Origin of the sequence: Streptomyces siamensis (genome assembly GCF_039543605.1) — a bacterium.
Classification (GTDB): Bacteria; Actinomycetota; Actinomycetes; order Streptomycetales; family Streptomycetaceae; genus Streptomyces; species Streptomyces siamensis.
In genome coordinates, this window is the sequence record NZ_BAABKB010000073.1 from 1 (window position 1) to 19,050 (window position 19,050).

At 71.1% G+C, this 19,050-nt stretch carries 14 protein-coding genes; 4 read left to right on the forward strand and 10 right to left on the reverse strand.

Annotated elements, in window-relative coordinates; translation table 11 throughout:
- Nucleotides 1-82: 82 nt before the first annotated feature.
- The 9 genes from ABEB03_RS44125 to ABEB03_RS44165 form a co-directional block, all read right to left on the reverse strand.
- Nucleotides 83-1,633, reverse strand: a complete 1,551-nt coding sequence (locus tag ABEB03_RS44125; RefSeq protein ID WP_345658768.1) for a GMC family oxidoreductase — start codon at nt 1,631-1,633, stop codon at nt 83-85.
- Nucleotides 1,634-1,649: 16 nt separating this feature from the next.
- Entirely contained in the window at nt 1,650-3,215 is a 1,566-nt protein-coding gene (locus tag ABEB03_RS44130) for an APC family permease (protein ID WP_345658770.1), read from the reverse strand.
- Nucleotides 3,216-3,451: 236 nt separating this feature from the next.
- Nucleotides 3,452-4,912 carry an aldehyde dehydrogenase family protein gene (locus ABEB03_RS44135; RefSeq protein WP_345658771.1) on the reverse strand — a complete coding sequence of 487 codons (1,461 nt, stop codon included), beginning with the start codon at nt 4,910-4,912 and terminating at the stop codon, nt 3,452-3,454.
- On the reverse strand, nt 4,905-6,050 hold the full coding sequence (locus tag ABEB03_RS44140) for an aromatic ring-hydroxylating oxygenase subunit alpha (protein ID WP_345658772.1): 1,146 nt from the start codon (nt 6,048-6,050) through the stop codon (nt 4,905-4,907). The genes ABEB03_RS44135 and ABEB03_RS44140 overlap by 8 nt, the downstream gene beginning before the upstream one ends.
- 11 nt (nt 6,051-6,061) lie before the next feature.
- Entirely contained in the window at nt 6,062-7,216 is a 1,155-nt protein-coding gene (gene solA, locus ABEB03_RS44145) for an N-methyl-L-tryptophan oxidase (protein WP_345658773.1), read from the reverse strand.
- A gap of 20 nt (nt 7,217-7,236) precedes the next feature.
- Nucleotides 7,237-9,699: a GcvT family protein gene (locus tag ABEB03_RS44150; protein ID WP_345658774.1), complete on the reverse strand. Its 2,463-nt coding sequence runs from the start codon at nt 9,697-9,699 to the stop codon at nt 7,237-7,239.
- A 34-nt stretch (nt 9,700-9,733) separates the two neighbouring features.
- Nucleotides 9,734-10,390 (reverse strand): MBL fold metallo-hydrolase, encoded by a 657-nt coding sequence (locus ABEB03_RS44155; RefSeq protein ID WP_345658775.1) that lies wholly within the window; start codon nt 10,388-10,390, stop codon nt 9,734-9,736.
- A complete protein-coding gene (locus ABEB03_RS44160; RefSeq protein WP_095932946.1) occupies nt 10,387-11,472 on the reverse strand; it encodes an S-(hydroxymethyl)mycothiol dehydrogenase in 1,086 nt (361 codons plus the stop codon). The genes ABEB03_RS44155 and ABEB03_RS44160 overlap by 4 nt, the downstream gene beginning before the upstream one ends.
- A 330-nt stretch (nt 11,473-11,802) precedes the next feature.
- Entirely contained in the window at nt 11,803-12,624 is an 822-nt protein-coding gene (locus ABEB03_RS44165) for an IclR family transcriptional regulator (protein ID WP_028803597.1), read from the reverse strand.
- A gap of 214 nt (nt 12,625-12,838) precedes the next feature.
- Here ABEB03_RS44165 and ABEB03_RS44170 point away from each other — a divergent pair, with 214 nt between their 5' ends.
- Together ABEB03_RS44170 and ABEB03_RS44175 are read left to right on the forward strand one after the other, a co-directional pair.
- Nucleotides 12,839-13,159 (forward strand): bifunctional 3-phenylpropionate/cinnamic acid dioxygenase ferredoxin subunit, encoded by a 321-nt coding sequence (locus ABEB03_RS44170; protein ID WP_095932944.1) that lies wholly within the window; start codon nt 12,839-12,841, stop codon nt 13,157-13,159.
- A gap of 34 nt (nt 13,160-13,193) precedes the next feature.
- Nucleotides 13,194-14,411, forward strand: a complete 1,218-nt coding sequence (locus ABEB03_RS44175; protein ID WP_345658776.1) for an NAD(P)/FAD-dependent oxidoreductase — start codon at nt 13,194-13,196, stop codon at nt 14,409-14,411.
- 260 nt (nt 14,412-14,671) lie between these two features.
- On the opposite strand, the gene ABEB03_RS44180 is transcribed toward ABEB03_RS44175, so the two are convergent.
- Entirely contained in the window at nt 14,672-15,199 is a 528-nt protein-coding gene (locus ABEB03_RS44180) for a hypothetical protein (RefSeq protein WP_345658798.1), read from the reverse strand.
- A 420-nt stretch (nt 15,200-15,619) separates the two neighbouring features.
- Here ABEB03_RS44180 and ABEB03_RS44185 point away from each other — a divergent pair, with 420 nt between their 5' ends.
- Both ABEB03_RS44185 and ABEB03_RS44190 read left to right on the forward strand, forming a co-directional pair.
- Nucleotides 15,620-18,604, forward strand: a complete 2,985-nt coding sequence (locus ABEB03_RS44185; RefSeq protein ID WP_345658777.1) for a sensor histidine kinase — start codon at nt 15,620-15,622, stop codon at nt 18,602-18,604.
- Nucleotides 18,601-19,041 (forward strand): roadblock/LC7 domain-containing protein, encoded by a 441-nt coding sequence (locus tag ABEB03_RS44190; protein ID WP_345658778.1) that lies wholly within the window; start codon nt 18,601-18,603, stop codon nt 19,039-19,041. Before ABEB03_RS44185 ends, ABEB03_RS44190 begins: the two co-directional genes overlap by 4 nt.
- The last annotated feature ends 9 nt before the right edge of the window (nt 19,042-19,050 follow it).

A 19,050-nucleotide genomic window follows, 5' to 3' on the forward strand; every position in this document is an offset into this window, starting at 1 on the left:
AGCCGTGGCGGGGAGCCGCGCGCCGGCCCGGCGCGCGGCTCCCCGCCACCTCCGACGGGTCGCCCCGCCCGCGGGGGTGCCGTCAGGCGTCATCCTTCAGCAGGTCGGCGCACTTCTCGCCGATCATCATCGTCGTGATGCACGGATTGACGGAGATGAGGTCCGGCATCACCGAGCCGTCCGCCACCCGCAGACCCGCGATCCCCTTGACCCGCAGCCGCGCGTCGAGCGGCGCCGAGGCGTCGTCGTCCGCACCCATCTTCACCGTGCACGACGGGTGGTAGACGGTGTTGTGGGTCTTGTGGATGTAGTCGAGCAGTTCGTCGTCCGTGCGCACGTCGGGACCGGGCGCCAGCTCCGCGCCCGTCCAGCCGCTCAGCGCGGGCTGCCCGGCGATCCGGCGGGCCAGCCTCAGGCCGTACGTCATCACCCGCACGTCGTGCTCGTGCGTGAAGTAGCGCGGATCGACCATCGGCTTGTCCCGGTAGTCACGGGTGCGCAGCCGCACGGTGCCGCGGGACTTCGCGCGCGTGACGTTCGGCGTCAGACAGAAGGCGTTCTCCGACGTGGGGAAGCCGTGCCGGGCCGTGTTCATGTCGAACGGCACCGAGCCGTAGTGGAACATCAAGTCCGGACGGTCCAGGCCCGGTTCGGTGTCGTAGAAGATGCCCGCCTCCCACCACTGGCTGGACGTGGTGGTCATCGGCTGCCGGGCCTCCCACATGATGACGCCCTCGGGGTGGTCCTGGAGGTTCTCACCCACGCCGGCCGCGTCCACGACCACCTCCACGCCCACCTCACGCAGATGCCCGGCCGGCCCGATGCCGGACAGCATCAGCAGCTTGGGGGTGTCGATGGACCCGCAGGACACGATCACCTCGCGGCGGGCGCGCACCGTCCGTGTGTGGACCAGGTCCGGGTCGAGGTACTCCGCGCCCACGCAGCGGCGGCCGTCGAGCACGAGCTTCTTGGCCCGCACCCCGGTGCGCACCTCCAGGTTCGGTCGCTTGCCCATGACCGGGTGGAGATAGGCGACCGACGAGGACTGCCTGATGTTGTTCTCGTCGGAGTTGATCTGGAACCAGTTGGCGCCACGGATCACGGTCGTTCCGGTGTTGAACGCGGTGGTCGGGATGCCGGCCTGCGCGCAGGCCTCCAACAGCGCCGCGCCACAGGGGTCTTCGCCCTTCAGTGTGCGCAGCTTGACCGGGCCGTTGCGGCCGTGGTGGTCGCCCGGCGCGTCGTTCGACTCCAGCCGCCGGTAGAGCGGGAAGAGTTCGGCGGCGCTCCAGCCCGTACACCCGGCGGCCGCCCAGTCGTCGAGATCCTCCGCGGGGGCCCAGAAGGCGATGCACGAATTGTGGGAGGAACAGCCGCCGAGCACCTTCGCGCGGGCGTGCCGCATGAAGCTGTTGCCGTTCGCCTGCGGCTCGACGGGATAGTCCCAGTCGTAGCCGGACTCCAACAGGCCCATCCAGCGCTCCAGTTTGAGGACACTGTCGTCGCCGACGTCGCTGGGACCGGCCTCCAGGACGCACACGGTGACGGACGGGTCCTCGGAGAGCCGGGCGGCGACCACGTTCCCGGCGGTGCCGCCGCCGACCACCACATAGTCGAACTCGTCGATGCTCATGAGCGGGTGACCTCCTTCAGTCGGCCGTGGGGGCGGCGAGGGGAGACGTGGCGGCCGGTGACTCCAACCGGTGCTCGGCGAGCACACCGGTCCGGTGCCGCTGGACGAACCAGTAGTAGGCGAAGCCGCCGCCCGCGATGACGGCGACGAACAGCACCGCGCCCCAGCGCAGGTACCAGTGGAAGGGTGCGGCGGCGTTGTACACGGAGGCGCGGGGCCAGATCAGGTTGAGCGTCATGGCCGCGCCCCACACCACGGCGACGATGTTGACGAGCAGGCCCCAGCGGCCCAGGCTGAACCGGCCCTCGCCCGCCGGCTGCCAGGTGCCGCGCAGCCTGGCCACCAGCATCGGCGCGGTGACGCCCAGATAGGCGAGGTAGATCATGATGATGCCGATGCTGGTGACGACCGTGAAGATCTGCGGCTGGCGGATGTTGACGACGAGGATCGCCACCGCCAGGACACCGATGATCACCGCGGGCAGCACGGGGGTCTTGAACCGCGGACTGACCCGCGCCATCAGGGCGGACGCCGGCAGGTTGTTGTCCCGGGCCATCGCGAAGGCCAGCCGGATGGCCGCGGTGTGCACGGCGAGCGCGCAGACGGTGACCGCGATCAGCACGCACCAGAGCATCGCCTTGCCCGCGGTCGGACCGAGCACGTCGAGCACGATGTACTGAAGGCCGTCCGTGGACAGCTTGTCGCCCTTGAGGCTGGAGACGCTCATCAGCGCCAGCAGCAGCACGAGTCCGCCGAGGATGAACGAGGCGACGATGGCGCGGATGATGGCGCGCGGGGCGTTGCGGGACGGGTCCAGGGACTCCTCGCCGAGCGAGGCGGCCGTGTCGAAGCCGTACATCACGTACGCGGACGCCAGCGAGGCCACGAGGAACGCGCCCAGGTAGCCCGTGGAATGACCGGCCCCCGTGCCGGCGGTCTCCGTGACGACCTGCGGTCCTCGCGTGATGTGCACGGCGAACAGCACGATGAGGACGACGGTGGCGATCAACTCGATGAAGACGCCGGCGCTGTTGATGGTGGCCATCAGCTTCACACCGAAGGCGTTCACCAGGGTCGTGAACAGGATGAGCACGGTCGCCAGGACCACCGCGTTGGTGGCGACGTCGTACGTGCCGGTGCCGTCCCCGACGAACTGGAAGACGTCGGAGATCTGGGGGAGCGTGAGCTGATAGGCGAGCGCCACGGCCGAGATCGACACGATGGAGGCGATCAGCATCATCCAGCCGGCGAGCCAGCCGAGGTGCGGATTGCCTATCTTCTTCGACCAGTTGTAGACCGAGCCCGCCACCGGATAGCGGGCCGCCAGTTCCGCGAAGCAGAGCGCGACCATGAACTGGCCGACGAAGACCATCGGCCAGGACCACCAGTAGGCGGCGCCGCCGCTGCCGTAGCCGAAGTAGAAGAGCTGGAAGGTGCCGGTGAGGATGGAGATGTAGCTGATGCCGGCGGCGAAGGTGTGGAAGTTGCCCAGGGTGCGTTTGAGTTCGGGCTTGTAGCCGAACTCGGCGAGTTCGGCGTCGTCGTGACCCTGTGGGTCTGTCGGTTGCTCGGTTGTCGTCATGAGCGGACTCCAGGTGGGCCTGGGGGAGGGATGAGGGAGCGGCTCCTGCGGGTGCCGGGACCGGTGCGGGGACTGCGCGCGGTGCGGTGTGCGGGATGGTGCGGTGTGCGGGATGGTGCGCGGTGGCGGATGGTGCGCGCTGCGGTGCGTCGTGCGCCGCGTGCTGTGCGGTGTGGTGCGCATCGTCGTACGTGGTGTCGTGCGTGTGTGGTGCGCATTGTGGCGTCAGGGCGACCTCAGGCGAACCACCCCTGCGGGGACGGGTCGGTGTTCCGCCAGATGTGCTTGGCCTCGCGGTACTCGGCGAGGCCGGACGGCCCGAGCTCGCGCCCGGAGCCGGACTGCTTGAAACCGCCCCACTCGGCCTGCGGGACGTACGGGTGAAAGTCGTTGATCCACACCGTGCCGAGTCGCAGCCGGGCCGCTACCCGCCGGGCCTTGGCCTCGTCGGTGGTGAAAACCCCGCCCGCGAGACCGTAGACCGTGTCGTTCGCGAGCCGCACCGCCTCGGCCTCGCTGCCGAAGCGCTCCACGGTGAGCACGGGCCCGAACGACTCGTCCTGGACCACCGACATGCCGCCGGTGCACTCGTCCAGCACCGTCGGCAGGTAGTAGAACCCCTCGTCGAGCCCTTCGGGACGCGCCCCGCCGCAGCGCAGCACCGCACCTTCCGCGAGGCCCCGGGCGACGTACGCCTCGACCTTGGAACGGTGCGCCTCCGAGATCAGCGGACCGGTCTGCGCCCGCTCGTCGAACGGTCCGCCGAGCCGGATCCGCCCCGCGCGCCGCACCACCTCGTCGACGAACCGGTCGTGCAGCACGTCCTCGACCAGGAGCCGCGCGCCCGCCGAGCAGACCTGCCCGGAATGCAGGAACACGGCCGTCAGCGCCATGTCGACCGCCGTCTCGAAGTCGGCGTCCGCGAAGACGATGTTGGGGTTCTTGCCGCCGAGTTCCAGGGCGACCTTCTTGACCGTCCCGGCCGCCGCGGCCATCAGCCGACGTCCGGTCCCGAGGCCGCCGGTGAACGAGACGAGGTCCACGTCCGGATGGTCGGCGAGGGGGGCGCCCGCCTCCGGACCCGCGCCCAGCACCAGGTTGGCGACGCCCGGCGGGAGACCCGCCTCGTCGAGGAGACGCATCAGACGGATCGCCGTGTGCGGGGTGAGCTCGCTCGGCTTGAGGACGAAGGTGTTGCCCGCCGCGAGGGCAGGCGCGACCTTCCACGCGGTCTGCAGGAGCGGGTAGTTCCACGGTGTGATCAGCGCGCAGACCCCGACGGGCTCGTACACGACACGGCTGTCGACGGCCGACGAGCCCGTGTCGACGACCCGGCCTGCCTCGACGGCGGCCAGCCGGCCGAAGTAGCGGAAGCAGTTCGCGACGTCGTCGATGTCGTACTCGCTCTCGACGAGCCGCTTGCCGGTGTCGAGGGACTCGGCGCGGGCGAGCGCGTCCTTGTCGCGTACGAGCAGGCCGGCGACGCGCAGCAGCAGATCGCCGCGGTCCGCCGGCGCGGTCGCGGGCCACGGTCCGTCGTCGAAGGCGCGGCGCGCGGCGGCGATCGCGTCGGCCGTGTCCTTGCCGCCCGCCTCGTCGACGACGCCGACCGGGGAGCCGTCGGCGGGACAGCGGATCTCCCGGGTGCGCCCGTCCAGCACGCCCCGCCAGGAACCGTCGATGAACAGGTCAGGCATGCGGGCCTCCCAGATGCGTCGTCAGCCACTCGTGGAAGATGCCGATGTGGTGCTCGGTGGGGACCAGCACACCGCCCCTGCGGTACGCCCGCGAGGCCATCGCGGGCTGAGTCCGCTCGCAGGCCGCGAAGTCCTGCTCGTTCACGCGGTGGAAGAGCTCCACCGACTTGGACACGTCCGCGCCGGACGCGACGACCTCCGGCGCGTACAGCCAGTCGCACTCGACGACCGTGCGGTCCTCGGCGAGCGGGAACATGCGGTGCAGGATGACGTGGTCCGGGACGAGGTTGATGAAGACCGTCGGCTTCACGGTGATCGCGTAGTAACGGCGGTCCTGGTCGTCGGAGACCTCGGGGAGCCGGCCGAAGCCCTCGCTGCCGTCGACCGTGAACCCCTTGATCCCCTCGCCGAACTCGGCGCCGTGGCCCACGTAGTACTGGGCCGCGTACCCGTCGGCGAACTCCGGCAGCACGTCGGTGAGTTCGGGGTGGATCGTCGCGCAGTGGTAGCACTCCATGAAGTTCTCGACGATCAGCTTCCAGTTCGCCTTCACGTCGTACGTGATGCGGCGGCCGAGCGCCAGGTTCTCGGTCCCGTAGTGCTCGATGGCCGCCGCGTCGCCGAGCCGTTCCACGGCCGCGCCCGTCACGGTCTCCTCGAAGGAGGGCGGTTCGTCGGCCAGGCACACCCAGGCGTACCCCAGCCACTCGCGCAGGGCGACCGTGACCAGGCCGTACTCGGCGCGGTCGACGTCCGGCATCTTCGTCAGGTTCGGCGCGGCGACGAGCCGGCCGTCGAGGTCGTACGTCCAGGCGTGGTAAGGGCATTGGAGACTCCGGCGGACCTCCCCGGACTCCTCGGTGCACAACCGGGCCCCGCGATGGCGGCAGATGTTGAGGAAGGCGCGCAGCTCGCCCGTGCGGGAGCGGGTGACGAGGACGCTCTCGCGGCCGACCTGCACGGTGCGGAACGCGCCGGGCTTCGCCAGGTCGGCCGAGCGGACGGCGCAGAACCACATCGATTCGAAGAGACGCTCCTGTTCCTGCCGGAAGATCTCCGGATCGGTGTAGTAGCGCCCGGGGAGGGTGGCGATCAGGCTGGGTGAGAGGGGGGACGGGGAGACGGGGATCGTCGTCACGTGCGGACTCCTCAGGCGGGCGCGGCGGCGAGGCGGCTGGGGTCGAACAGGCCGATGGGGTGCTCGGTGGTGCCCTTCAGCGCGAGGTCGGCGAGGATCTCGCCGACGACCGGCACGAACTTGAAGCCGTGTCCGGAGAATCCGCAGGCGACGGTGACGGACTCCGGGTGCGCGGGATGCCGGGCGATGACGAAATGTTCGTCGGGAGTGTTGGAGTACATGCAGGTGGCGGCCTTGAGGAAGCTGCCGGGCAGGTCGGGGATGCAGCGGGACATGTGGCCGGCCATGGCCCGTACCTCCTCGTCGTGCACGGTCCGGTCGATGGTCTCCGGGGTGCACTCGACACCCTTGCGGAAGAAGGCGACCTTGGCGCCCAGCTCCGGGCCGTCGATGGCGGGGAAGCCGTAGACCTGGACCCCGGCCGCGTCCTCCCAGATGTAGATCGGATGGGCGTCGGGAACGAACGGCCCGGTCCCGCCGCGCGGCTGGAACCAGTACATGACCTGCCGTTCGATCCGGAACGGCACACCGAGGTCGGTGAGCAGCTGCGGTGCCCACGCGCCGGGACAGATCACCAACTGGCCCGCGGTGTAGGTGTTCTCGGCGGTGTGGACGCGCACGCCGTCACGGTACGGCTCCCAGCGCGTCATCGGCTCCTCGAAGTGCAGGTCGGCGCCCTGCCGGGTGGCGAGCTGGAGGTGGGCGGCGACGGTGTTCTCGGGGCGCAGCAGGCCGGCGCGCGCCTCGTAGAGCGCGACCTCGTCGTCGTGCGGGGCGAGCGTCGGGAAACGGCGGCGGATGTCGGCGGCGTCCAGCATCTCGTGCGGCAGGTCCCACCGCCGGGCCGAGAGCAGCGAGCCGGAGACCGTCCGGGAGTCCGGGGGACCGACCATGACACCGCCGCAGAGGGTGGCGATGTCGCGTCCCGTCTCCCGCTCCAGCTCCTCGTACAGTTCGTACGCGCGCAGCAGCAGCGGCACGTACGCCGGGTCCTCGAAGTAGGACTGCCGGGTGATGCGCGAACCGCCGTGGCTGGAGCCGCGGTTGTGCACGGGGCCGAACTTCTCCAGACCGAGCACACGCGCGCCGCGTGCGGACAGGTGGTGGGCGGCGGCACTGCCCATGCCGCCGAGACCGATCACGATCACGTCGTAGGTGGGGGACACGAAGGCCTCCTGAGGGCGTGTCAGCGGCGGATGCGGGTCATCTTCGGGTCGAAGAGGGGCTCTTCGGCGACGGTCGCGGCAACCTTCTCGCCGAAGTACTCGATGTGCACGCCGGTACCTGTCGCCAGGGAGGGCAGCCAGGCGTACGCGACGCAGCGGCCGAGGGTGTAGCCGTAGGAGGCGCTGGTGACGTAGCCGGCGGGGGTGCCGCCGACGTAGACGGGTTCCTTGCCGAGGACGACGGAGGCGGGGTCGTCGAGGATCAGCGGGGTGAGCCTGCGCGCGGGTTCCGTCCCGGCGAGGCCCTGGAGCTCCTCCTGGCCGACGAAGCCGTCCTTGTCCATGCGGACCGCGAAGCCCACGCCCGCCTCGTAGGGGTTGTGCTCGTCCGTCATGTCGACGCCCCAGGCGCGGTAACCCTTCTCCAGGCGCAGGGAGTTGAAGGCCGAGCGCCCCGCGGCGATCACGCCGTGCGGCTGCCCCGCCTGCCACAGGGTGTCCCACAGCCGCAGCCCCAGGTCGGCAGTGGTGTACAGCTCCCAGCCCAGCTCGCCGACGTAGCTCAACCGCATGGCGGTGACCGGGACATGGCCCAGGTGGGTCTGTTTGGCCCGGAAGTACCCGAAGCCCTCGTGCGAGAAGTCGTCGTGGGTCAGCGGCTGGACGAGGTCGCGGGCGAGCGGCCCCCACACGCCGATGCAGCAGGTGCCGGAGGTGATGTCGCGGAGGTGCACGTCGCCGGGTGCGTGGCGGATCAGCCAGTCCAGGTCGGCGGGGGAGTTGGCGCCCACCTGGAATCGGTCGGGGGCGAGCCGCGCGACGGTCAGGTCGGAGCGCACGCCGCCGGTCTCGTCGAGCAGCAGCGTGTAGGTGACCGCGCCGGGCTTCTTGCGCAGGTTGTTGGTCGTCATGCGTTGGAGGAAGCCGAGGGCGCCGGGGCCGGTGACCTCCAGCCTGCGCAGCGGGGTCATGTCGTACAGGGCGACCTTCTCACGGGTCGCCTTCGCCTCGGCCGCCGCGATCGGCGACCAGTAGCGGGCCGACCAGGCGTCACGCTCCGGCAGGCGCAGTCCGTCCGCGAGCGGGGCGTTCGCCTCGTACCAGTGCGGGCGCTCCCAGCCGCCGCCCTCCAGGAAATACGCGCCGAGCTCCTGCTGCCGGGCGTGGAAGGGGCTGACGCGCAAGGGACGCGGCTGCTCCATCGGCTGGAGGGGATGCAGGACGTCGTACACCTCGACGAACTGCTGTGAACCGCGTTCACGCACATACGACGGTGAACGCTGCGCGTCCTCGAATCGCGTGAGGTCGCACTCGTGCAGGTCGAGGGACGCGCGCCCGTCGACCATCCATTCGGCGACGGCCTTCGCCACACCCGCGGAGTGAGTGACCCAGACGGCCTCGGCCAGCCAGAAACCGCGCAGTTCACGGGACTCGCCCAGGACGGGCATGCCGTCCGGGGTGAAGGAGAACACGCCGTTGAAACCCTCCTCGACCTCCGACCCGCGCAGCGCGGGCAGCAGCCGGCGGCAGTCGTCCCAGCTCGGGGCCCAGTCCTCGGCGGTGAACGGGTACGACGACGGCATCGGCATGTCCTTCGCGCGCGCCTCGTCGTAGGCGAGGACGGCGAACGGGTCGACGGGCAGCGGCCGGTGGGCATAGCTGCCGATGCCGATGCGGTCGTGGTGCTCGCGGAAGTACAGGTCGCGGTCCTGGAAGCGGAGGATGGGCCGGGACGCCTCGGCGACGGCACCGGCCAGCTCGGGCAACCGCCGCGTCTTCGCGTACTGGTGCGCGAGCGGTTGCAGGGGCACGTCGACTCCGGCCATGCGCCCGATGACCGGGCCCCAGAATCCGGCGGCGGAGACGACGTGATCGGCGGGGAAGCAACCGCGGTCGGTGACGACGGCGGTGACGCGGCCGTCCTCCCGCTCGATGCCGGTGACCGTGTGGCGGTCGAGGAAACGGGCGCCCCGGCTCTCGGCACACTCCATCTGGGCGCGGGCCGCGAGCAGGGCGCGGGCCAGCCCGTCGTCCGGAGTGTGGAAGCCGCCGAGCACGGCCGACTCGTCGAGCAGCGGCCAGAGTTCCTTGCAGCGGGCGGCGCTGACGATCTCGCCGCGCACTCCCCAGGAGGCGGCGTATCCCGCCCTGCGGTGCAGATCGGCCAGGCGCCCGGGCGTGGTCGCGAGCTCCAGACCGCCGACCTGGTCGAAGCAGGAGACGCCGTCCACCCGCAGGGATCCGAACTTCTCCACGGTGTACCGCGCGAACTCCGTGAGCGTCTTGGACGGGCTGGTCCGGAACACCAGGCCCGGTGCGTGGGAGGTGGAGCCGCCGGGCGCGGGCAGCGGCCCCTGTTCGAGAACGGTGACGTCGGTCCACCCGCGTGCGGTCAGTTCGTCGGCGAGCGAGCAGCCGACGATGCCGGCGCCGATGACGACGACCCGAGGACCGCGCGGGCGGGTTGCGGGCGTGCTGGACATGCCCCTCCTTGCCGGGGTGCGGGAGCGGACGTGCTCAGGGGGTGGGGACGTGGGGCCGTTCGGCCTCGACGGTGGTGTCCTCGCCGTGCCCGGTGCGGACGACCGTGCTGCCGGGGAGGGTGAGCAGGCGGTTGCGGACGGAGGCTTCGATGGTGGGCCGGTCGGAACAGGAGCGGCCGGTGGCACCGGGTCCGCCCCGGAACAGGGTGTCCCCGGTGAAGACCGTCTCGAGGGACGGCGCGTACAGCGAGCAACTGCCCCAGGTGTGGCCGGGGTTGTGGAACACCTGGAGCTCGATCCCGGCGACCGTGAGGGCCCTGCCGTCGCTCAGCTCGCCGTCCGACTTGCGGCCGTGATGCGTGAACGACCACAGCTCGTTGTCGTCGGGATGGAGGAGGACGGGTGTGCCGGTCAGCACGGAGAGCTCGGCCGCCGCGTCGATGTGGTCGTCGTGGGCGTGCGTGCACACGGTGGCGGTGACCCTGCGGCCGTCGACGGCCGCGTGGATCGCCCGCGCGTCGTGCGCCGCGTCCACGATCAGCACTTCCTTGTCGTCGCCGATCAGCCACACGGTGTTGTCGGTGTTGGCGGTGTTGTCGGCGTTGTCGGTGTGGTCGACGTCGAAGGTCTCGCCGTCGAGGCTGAAGGTGCCTGACGTGACGGCGCGCCGGACGCTGGTTTCGTGACTCACAGCACCACCACGGACCGCAGCACCTCACCGCGGTGCATCTTCCCGAACGCCTCCTCGACCTGGTCGAGGGAGATGGTCTCGCTGACGAAGGCGTTGAGGTCGAGCAGGCCGTACAGGTACTGGTCGATGAGGAAGGGGAAGTCGCGGCTCGGCAGGCAGTCGCCGTACCAGGACGACTTGAGGGCGCCGCCGCGCGAGAACAGGTCGATCAGCGGGAGGTCGATCCTCATCTCGGGGTCCGGGACACCGACCTGGACGAGCACACCAGCGTGGTCGCGCATGTAGAAGGCCTGCTTGTACGTCTCCGGACGGCCCACCGCGTCGATGGCGATGTCGACCCCGAAGCCGTCGGTGAGCGCGCGCACGGCCTCGACGGGGTCGGTGCCGCGGGAGTTGACGGTGTGCGTCGCGCCGAACTTCTCCGCCTGGTCGAGCTTCTTGTCGTCGATGTCGATCGCGATGACCTTCATGGCGCCGTTGAGGCAGGCGCCCGCGATGGCCGCGTTGCCGACGCCGCCGCAGCCGATCACGGCGACCGTGTCTCCGCGCCCCACGTTCCCCGTGTTCACCGCGGCGCCGTATCCGGCCATCACTCCGCAGCCGATCAGACCCGCTGCCTCCGGCCGGGCGGCCGGGTCGATCTTCACCGCCTGCCCGGCGGCCACCAGGGTCTTCTCCGCGAAGGCGCCGATGCCGAGGGCGTTGCTGAGCGGGGTGCCGTCGAGGAGCGTCATCGGCTGGGTGGCATTGCGGGAGTCGAAGCAGTACCAGGGGCGTCCGCGGCGGCACGAGCGACAGGTGCCGCAGGGGGCGCGCCACGCGAGGACCACGTAGTCGCCGGGGACCAGGTCGGTGACTCCCTCGCCGACCGCCTCGATCGTGCCGGCCGCCTCATGGCCCAGCAGGAACGGGAAGTCGTCGTTGATCGCGCCGTCCCGGTAGTGCAGATCCGTGTGGCAGACCCCGCAGGCCTGCACCGCGACGAGCACCTCGCCCGGACCCGGATCGGGAACGACGATCGTCTGCACCTCGACGGGTGCGCCCTTCTTGACAGCGACTACGGCACGGACCTCGTGGGGCACGACAAGCTCCTCTGCTGTTGCGCAATGCACGATGGGTTGCGCGATGAGGAACATATTGAGAACGCCCTCGCGGGGCCGTCAAGGGGTGGGGGTTAACCCTTGGCAAAAGGAACGGGGCGCCCGAAACCTGGCGGATACACGGGACGCGGGGCCGGGGGAGTCCCGGCCCCGCGTCAGGGGTGGTGGGGCGGCTCAGGGGTGACGGACGGCGCGTGAGTTGCCGCAGGGGAGGGGAGGGGAGGGGAGGGGCGGGGGCGAGGGCGCGATCGGGTGCCGGGTGTCGGCCCGGCCGTCGGGTCGGAAGCCGGGCCGGCCGGCCCGGCGTCGGGCTCAGAAGCCGTAGCCCATGCGGCGCGACAGCTCCGCGCCGGCGGCCACCGTCCGCTTGGTCAGCTCCGGCAGCCGGTCGGCGTTCAGCCGGTACACCGGACCCGACACGCTGATCGCGGCGATCACCTTGCCGTCGTGCGACCGAACGGGTGCCGCCACCGCGGCGAGTCCCAGCTCGAGCTCCTCGATGGTGATCCCGTAGCCCTGTTCCACCACGGCCTCCAGCTCGGCACGCAGCGACGAGGGGCCCGTGATCGTGCGCTCGGTGAAGCGGGGAAGCGGGCGCGCCAGCAGACCCTCGCGCAGGGTGGGCGGCATGTGCGCGGCCAGTACCTTGCCGCTGGAGGTGGCGTGCAGGGGGGTGCGTCTGCCCAGCCAGTTCTGCGCCGTGACCGAGGCGGTGCCGCGGGCCTGCATGATGTTGACGGCGGCGTCGTCGTCCAGCACCGCTATGTTGACCGTCTCGCCCAGCTCGTCGGCGAGTTCGCGGCAGACCGGGACGCCCTCCTGGGAGATGTCGAGACGCACGGCCGCCGCCCCGGCGAGGCGCAGCACGGCGGCCCCCAGGTAGTACTTCCCCCGGTCCTTGGCCTGGGCCACCAGGCCGCGGTTCTCCAGCACCCCCAGCAGCCGGAACGCGGTGGACTTGTGCACGTCCAGCTCTTCGGCGATCTCGGTGACTCCTGCCTCGCCGAGCCGGGCGAGGATCTCCAGGACACTCACGGCGCGGTCCACCGACTGCACGGCGCTGCCCGCGCCCCTGCCGCCGGGCTTGTCGGACGTCTCCTCGGCGTGCTCAGCCTGCTTCTGCGTGCGGGTCATAGCTCAACTCTCACCACCTGACGGCCCTGTTTGGGCCGCATCTGCGGGAAGCCCTTGACGTGACGGGACCCCCGCGCGGATTCTGTTGCGCATAGCGCTCCCTCGTGCGCCATACGAAACATCATGTTACCGAAGCGTCTGGAACCCGGAAGGTTCCCGACGACCTGGACCTGAGAGGTCCTGGACGAATCCGTCCGGACCGAGAGGGGGGCCCATGATTCCCGTCTGTCGCCTTGAAGACCTCCCCGAGGGCGAATCCGTACGAGTCGACACCACGCCGCCCGTCGCCGTGTTCCACGCGGAGGGCGAGCTGTACGCCATCGACGACACCTGCACGCATCAGGACGCGTCGCTCTCCGAGGGCTGGCTCGAAGGCTGTCTCGTCGAGTGCCCGCTGCACGCGGCCTCATTCGATCTCCGCACCGGCCTGCCGACCTGCCTCCCCGCGCGACGCCCGGTCCGTACCCACCGCGTCACCGTCGACGACGGAATGATCCACGTCCACCTTGCCGCCGAGGAAGGCACCGCCGCATGAACGCCGTGACCGTACGCGACGCGGCGCGGGCCGCATGAGGACCGTGACCGTCGTCGGAGCCTCCCTCGCCGGCCTGTACGCGGCCCGCGAGCTGCGGGCCCAGGGCTTCGACGGACGGCTCGTGCTCGTCGGCGACGAGCGGCACCGCCCGTACGACCGTCCGCCCCTGTCCAAGGACTTCCTCGCCGGCCGCGCCGACGAAGCCCAACTCGCCCTCACCGACGCCGAGGAGAGCACGGAACTCGACGCCGAATGGCACCTCGGCGTACGTGCCCGTGGCCTCGACGCCCGGGGCCGCACCGTCCTCCTCGACGACGGCCGCACCATCTCCACGGACGGCGTGGTCATCGCCACCGGTGCCTGTGCCCGCCGTCTGGCGGGTGACGATCTCGCCGGGGTGCACACGCTGCGCACCCTCGACGACGCCCGCGCCCTGCGCGCGGAACTCACCCGGGGGCCGCGCCGGATCGTCGTCATCGGCGGCGGCTTCATCGGCGCCGAGACGGCCTCCTCGTGCGCCGCTCTCGGCCACGACGTCACCGTCGTCGAGGCAGCGGCACTGCCCCTCGTCCCCCAACTCGGGCCCCGTATGGCCGCCGTGTGCGCCGCACTGCACCGCCGCGGCGGCGTCGCCCTGGTCACCGGCACCGGTGTCGCCGGCCTCCGCGGGAGCGGAGGAGGTGGTACGTCGCCGCCCGCTGTCACCGGTGTCCGGCTGTCCGACGGCCGGGTGCTGGACGCCGACGTCGTGATCGTGGGCATCGGGGCCACACCGAACACCGGCTGGCTCGCCGGCTCCCTCGCCCTGCACGACGGAGTGCTGTGCGACGACGGCTGTGCGACCGCGTTGCCGCAGGTGGTCGCCGTCGGTGACGTCGCGCGTGTCGGCGGCACCCGCGCCGAGCACTGGACCTCCGCCACCGAGCAACCCCGGATCGCCGTACGCAACCTGCTGGCCGGACGCACCGTGGCCACCGGTCGGTCCCTGCCCTACTTCTGGTCCGACCAGTACGGGGCGCGGATCCAGTTCGCAGGGCGTCGGCACGAGTCGGACACCGTCCGGATCGTCGAGGGCGGGATAGAGGGCGGGATCGAAGAGGCAGGGCCCGCCGAGGGCGGATTGCTCGCCCTCTACGAACGGGACGGCCGGACGACGGCCGTGCTCTCCGTGGACCGTCCCCGTCCGTTCACACGGGTCCGCCGCGAACTGGCCCGAAGTGACATGCCGGTCGCGCCGACGGCCCGCCTCTGAAGCAGCGCCGTCGAAGCGCCGGTGACGGGCAGCTCCGTCGCGAGTGCGCTTGTGGCCGACCGCTCCGTCCCGGGTGCGTCTGTGACGGGCAGCTTCGTCCCGGGTGCGTCTGTGACGGACGGCTTCGTCCCGGGTGCGTCTGTGACGGACGGCTTCGTCCCAGGGATACCTGTGACGGACCGTCCGGTCCCGGGTGCACGCGTGACGGGGACGCTCGGTCACAGGCCCGCCCTCTGCCTGCGGTCGTGCCTACCGGCACGCTAGGAGTGCGACAGTTGCCCGGCGCTCCCGCGCCGGCGTATGCGCTCCTGCGACCGCTCCGTCGCCCGCGCCTGCCGCCTGGCCTTGCGTCGCTCCCGGCGCAGGGCCCGCGCGGTGCTGCTCGGCACCGACACCACGCCGTTGCGCTGGTTCCACACCTGGCGCGTCACCCAGACGTCGAGCGCCGCCCACGTGGCCACGACCGTGCTGGCGATGCTGCTGAGGACCATGGGGAACGCCAGCCAGGACCCCGCGAGGGTGCACAAGAAGGCCACGACCGCCTGTATCAGGGTCACGGCGATGATCAGGACGGCCCGCACCGCCGCCGTGCGCACCGGGTCGGGCAACCGCCGCCTGCGCGCGGGCTCCTCGATCCACAACGGCCGGTAGTGCGACGGGGCTTCGCGCCCGTACACCTCGTACTCGTCCGCCGGAATGTCGTGATCCGGTGCCTGGACGGCCAGTTGCGCCGTCTCGGACGTCGCAACGCCCTCCCCGAGCGCCCCGCTCCGCTCCGCCGTGCCCATCAACTCGTCACTCCCCACCGCCCAGCAGGCTCCTCGCACAGGTGTCACGCGACACCCGCTCCCCAGTTGGCTGCCCGGCTTGCGCTCTTTTACGCCGCCTGAGCGCGGCATGCGGCCCCTGTGGCCGATTCCGCCCCCATTTCCCGTACAGACAGACGAACGACGTGTCCCGAAGATTCCCAAGGAGCGAAGATTTCCGGCCAACTGACCAACTTCACCGCTCCGATGGGATCCGGCCCCAAGTGCCGGATTGCGGGAGGCAATCTCCCCCAATGAACGGACAACTGACCATGTCTCGTTCCCGACCCGCGCGGGCTGCACCCGGACGGGTCTTCGAGTTACCTGTGCGTCGGTAGTAGGCTCACGCCGTTTGTTGACGCACATGTGTACCCCCGGGAGGGGGTCGAGCTGGGGGAGGCCATGCGCTTTCGCGGGAAGTCCATCCGCCGGAAGATCGTGGCGCTGCTCCTCGTGCCGCTGGTTTCCCTGACAGCGATCTGGGGCTTTGCGACCGTACTCACCGGCCGCGCCGCCAAGCAGCTGTTCAACGTGGCCGATGTCGTGGAGAAGATCGGCTACCCCACGGAGGACGCCGTCCGTGTCCTCCAGCGGGAACGCAGACAGACACTCGTCTACTTGGCCGATCCTCGCGCCTCGGACGCGCTCGCCGCCCTCAAGCGCAGCAGGACCGCCACCGACAGGGTCGTGGCGAAGGTCCGCAAGAACTCCAAGGACGGGGATCTGCGCGACGAGATGGGCGGAGGCACCAGCGAGCGCCTCACCTCGCTCCTCGACGCCGTCGGCGGTATCGACTCACTGCGCCGCGGTGTCGAGGAGGGCACCGTCAACCGGTCCCAGGCCCTCGACCTCTACAACCGTCTCGTCGACCCCTGTTACGTCCTGCTGGCCAACCTGCACGTGCTCGACAACGTGGAGATGGACAAGCAGGGCCGAGCCCTCGTCAATGTGGACCGCGCCCGTGAGCTGCTCTCCCGCGAGGACGCCCTGCTCGGTTCCGCCCTGGTCGTGGGCCGGCTGACCCGCGACGAGGCCCGCGACATCTCCGACCTCGTGGCCCAGCGCACCTTGCTGTACGACACCAGCCTGCCGCTGCTGCCGTCCTCGGAGCGTGAACGCTTCCAGCGCTACTGGAAGAACGCCGACACGGCGCCCCTGCGGGTGGCCGAACAGTCGGTCGTCACCGCCACCGACGGTTCGCCGCGCGGCGTCACGGCGAAGAGCTGGGACGGGGCGGCCCGACACGTCCTCGACGATCTCGGTGCAATGGACGACCAGGCGGGCGACCGCTACCAGGACCGGGTCGGGCCCGTGGCGATGGGCGTGATCGTCAAGGCGGTCGTCGCGGGTGTAGTCGGACTCATCGCGGTGCTGGTGTCGCTCGTCATGTCCGTGCGCATCGGCCGCAGCCTCATCCGCGACCTGCGCCGACTGCGACTGGAGGCGCACGAGGCCTCCGGCGTCCGCCTGCCCAGCGTCATGCGCCGGCTCTCCGCCGGCGAAGAGGTCGACGTCGAGACCGAAGTGCCGCGGCTGGAATACGACAAGAACGAGATGGGCGAGGTCGGTCAGGCCCTCAACACCCTCCAGCGCGCCGCCGTCGAGGCCGCCGTCAAGCAGTCCGAACTGCGCGAGGGCGTCTCCGAGGTGTTCGTCAACCTCGCGCGCCGCAGCCAGGTGCTGCTCCACAAGCAGCTCACGCTCCTCGACACCATGGAGCGCCGGACCGAGGACACCGACGAACTGGCCGACCTGTTCCGCCTCGACCACCTGACCACGCGCATGCGCCGTCACGCGGAGGGCCTGGTCATCCTCTCCGGCGCCGCACCCTCCCGGCAGTGGCGCAAACCCGTACAGCTCATGGACATCGTCCGTGCCGCCGTCGCCGAGGTCGAGGACTACGAGCGCATCGAGGTGCGCCGCCTGCCGCGCGTCGCCGTCACCGGTCCCGCCGTCGCCGACGTCACCCATCTCGTGGCCGAACTCCTCGAGAACGCCACGGTGTTCTCGCCCCCGCACACTGCCGTCCACGTCGTCGGCGAACGCGTCGCCAACGGCTTCACCCTGGAGATCCACGACCGTGGTCTCGGCATGGCCGCCGAGGCTCTCCTCGACGCCAACCTGCGGCTCGCCGAGACGCCCGAGTTCGAGCTCTCGGACACCGACCGGCTCGGTCTCTTCGTGGTCAGCCGACTGGCCCAGCGCCAGAACGTGCGCGTCTCCCTTCAGCCGTCCCCGTACGGCGGAACCACCGCTGTCGTGTTCATTCCCGACATGCTCCTCACCGACGACGTCCCGGACACCAACGGCATCGGATTCCGGCTCGACCGCGCGCTCCCGTCGAAGGAGGCCGAGGTGGAGGAGAGCCGCAAGGCGGCGCTCTCCGAGGCGCCCGTGCGTCTCCCCGGTCTGCCCGCCTCGATCCTGGACGGCCCGGTCGAGCTGGACGCACCCGTCGACCTGGACACCCTCACCGGCTTCCCCGGCGCCCTCGACGACGAGGACAGCGAGCGGGGCGGTCTGTTCCGGCCACGTCGCTCCATCGCGGGCGTACCGGTCGGCGAGGAGGAGCCGGAGCGCGACGCTGAGGACGAGCCCGCGCTCGTGAGCGAGGACCGTCCGGGCGCCCCCGCCGTCCCGCTGCCGCGGCGCGGAGCTCCCAAGCTCGTCAGCTCGCACGGCCGTCCGGTGACCCGGACGAGAGCCCGGCGCGACGAGACGGACGAGGCCGACGGCGGCTTCGCGCCGGTGCCGTACACGGAGCCCGAATCGAGCCGGGAGTCGGCCGGGAACCGCGAACCGTCGCAACGGCGCACGAGGGAACTGGACGGCGCGAAACCGCTGCCCACGCGGCGCGGCGAGCGCTCCGAGGCCTCGGTGCGGCGGGGCGGCGAGCGGCCGGAGGGCCCCGGCCTTCGCGAAGCCCCCGGGCTGCGTGACGCGTCCGGCCTCCGGGAGTCCGCGAGCCTGCGGGGGACACCCGGCCTTCCCGGCACCCCCGGCTCCGGGGAGGCCCCGGCCCTGCCGAGACGTACCCGGCGCGGCGCCACGCCGGCGGACACCGGCGGGACCACGGCAGGCTCCGGGACCGCCGCGCGCCCCGAGGCCACCACCGGCGAGGCGGAAGCGGGCACGGCACGCCTGCCCCGCCGCGTCCGCCAGGCCAATCTGGCCCCACAGTTGAAAGCAGGACCCGACCGGCGCGCCGAGCGCGACCGGGCCGGCACCGGTACGGGTCCGGACGTCGCCGAGCGCGACGCCGACGAGGTACGCAACCGGATGGCCTCGCTCCAGCGGGGCTGGCAGCGCGGCCGCGAGGAGAACGCCGTGGGCGACGACGCCCAGGACGGCTCAGCAAGAGGAACGACAAAGGGGGACGGTCGATGACCGCACCGAAGGCCGCAGGGCCCACCGAGACCAGCACGGCATCCGGCGAGCTGAACTGGCTGCTCGACGAGCTGGTGGACCGCGTCGCCAGCATCCGCAAGGCGATCGTGCTCTCCGGCGACGGTCTGCCCACCGGGGCCTCCAAGGACCTCACCCGGGAGGACAGCGAGCACCTGGCCGCGGTCGCCTCCGGCTTCCACAGCCTCGCCAAGGGTGTCGGCCGCCACTTCGAGGCGGGCAGCGTCCGTCAGACCGTCGTCGAGCTCGACGAGGCCTTCCTGTTCGTCACGGCGGCCGGTGACGGCAGCTGCCTCGCCGTGCTCGCCGACGCCGACTCGGACGTCGGGCAGGTCGCGTACGAGATGACGCTCCTCGTGAAGCGGGTGGGCGTACATCTGGCCGCCACTCCGCGCACCGATCTGCCCTCGGGCGGGTAGTGGGATGAC

Bases quoted from the DNA above. Each gene is read 5' to 3' on its own strand.
- ABEB03_RS44125 (WP_345658768.1), bottom strand. From the start codon at position 1,633: ATGAGCATCGACGAGTTCGACTATGTGGTGGTCGGCGGCGGCACCGCC.
- ABEB03_RS44130 (WP_345658770.1), bottom strand. From the start codon at position 3,215: ATGACGACAACCGAGCAACCGACAGACCCACAGGGTCACGACGACGCC.
- ABEB03_RS44135 (WP_345658771.1), bottom strand. From the start codon at position 4,912: ATGCCTGACCTGTTCATCGACGGTTCCTGGCGGGGCGTGCTGGACGGG.
- ABEB03_RS44150 (WP_345658774.1), bottom strand. From the start codon at position 9,699: ATGTCCAGCACGCCCGCAACCCGCCCGCGCGGTCCTCGGGTCGTCGTC.
- ABEB03_RS44165 (WP_028803597.1), bottom strand. From the start codon at position 12,624: ATGACCCGCACGCAGAAGCAGGCTGAGCACGCCGAGGAGACGTCCGAC.
- ABEB03_RS44170 (WP_095932944.1), top strand. From the start codon at position 12,839: ATGATTCCCGTCTGTCGCCTTGAAGACCTCCCCGAGGGCGAATCCGTA.
- ABEB03_RS44175 (WP_345658776.1), top strand. From the start codon at position 13,194: ATGAGGACCGTGACCGTCGTCGGAGCCTCCCTCGCCGGCCTGTACGCG.
- ABEB03_RS44180 (WP_345658798.1), bottom strand. From the start codon at position 15,199: ATGGGCACGGCGGAGCGGAGCGGGGCGCTCGGGGAGGGCGTTGCGACG.
- ABEB03_RS44185 (WP_345658777.1), top strand. From the start codon at position 15,620: ATGCGCTTTCGCGGGAAGTCCATCCGCCGGAAGATCGTGGCGCTGCTC.
- ABEB03_RS44190 (WP_345658778.1), top strand. From the start codon at position 18,601: ATGACCGCACCGAAGGCCGCAGGGCCCACCGAGACCAGCACGGCATCC.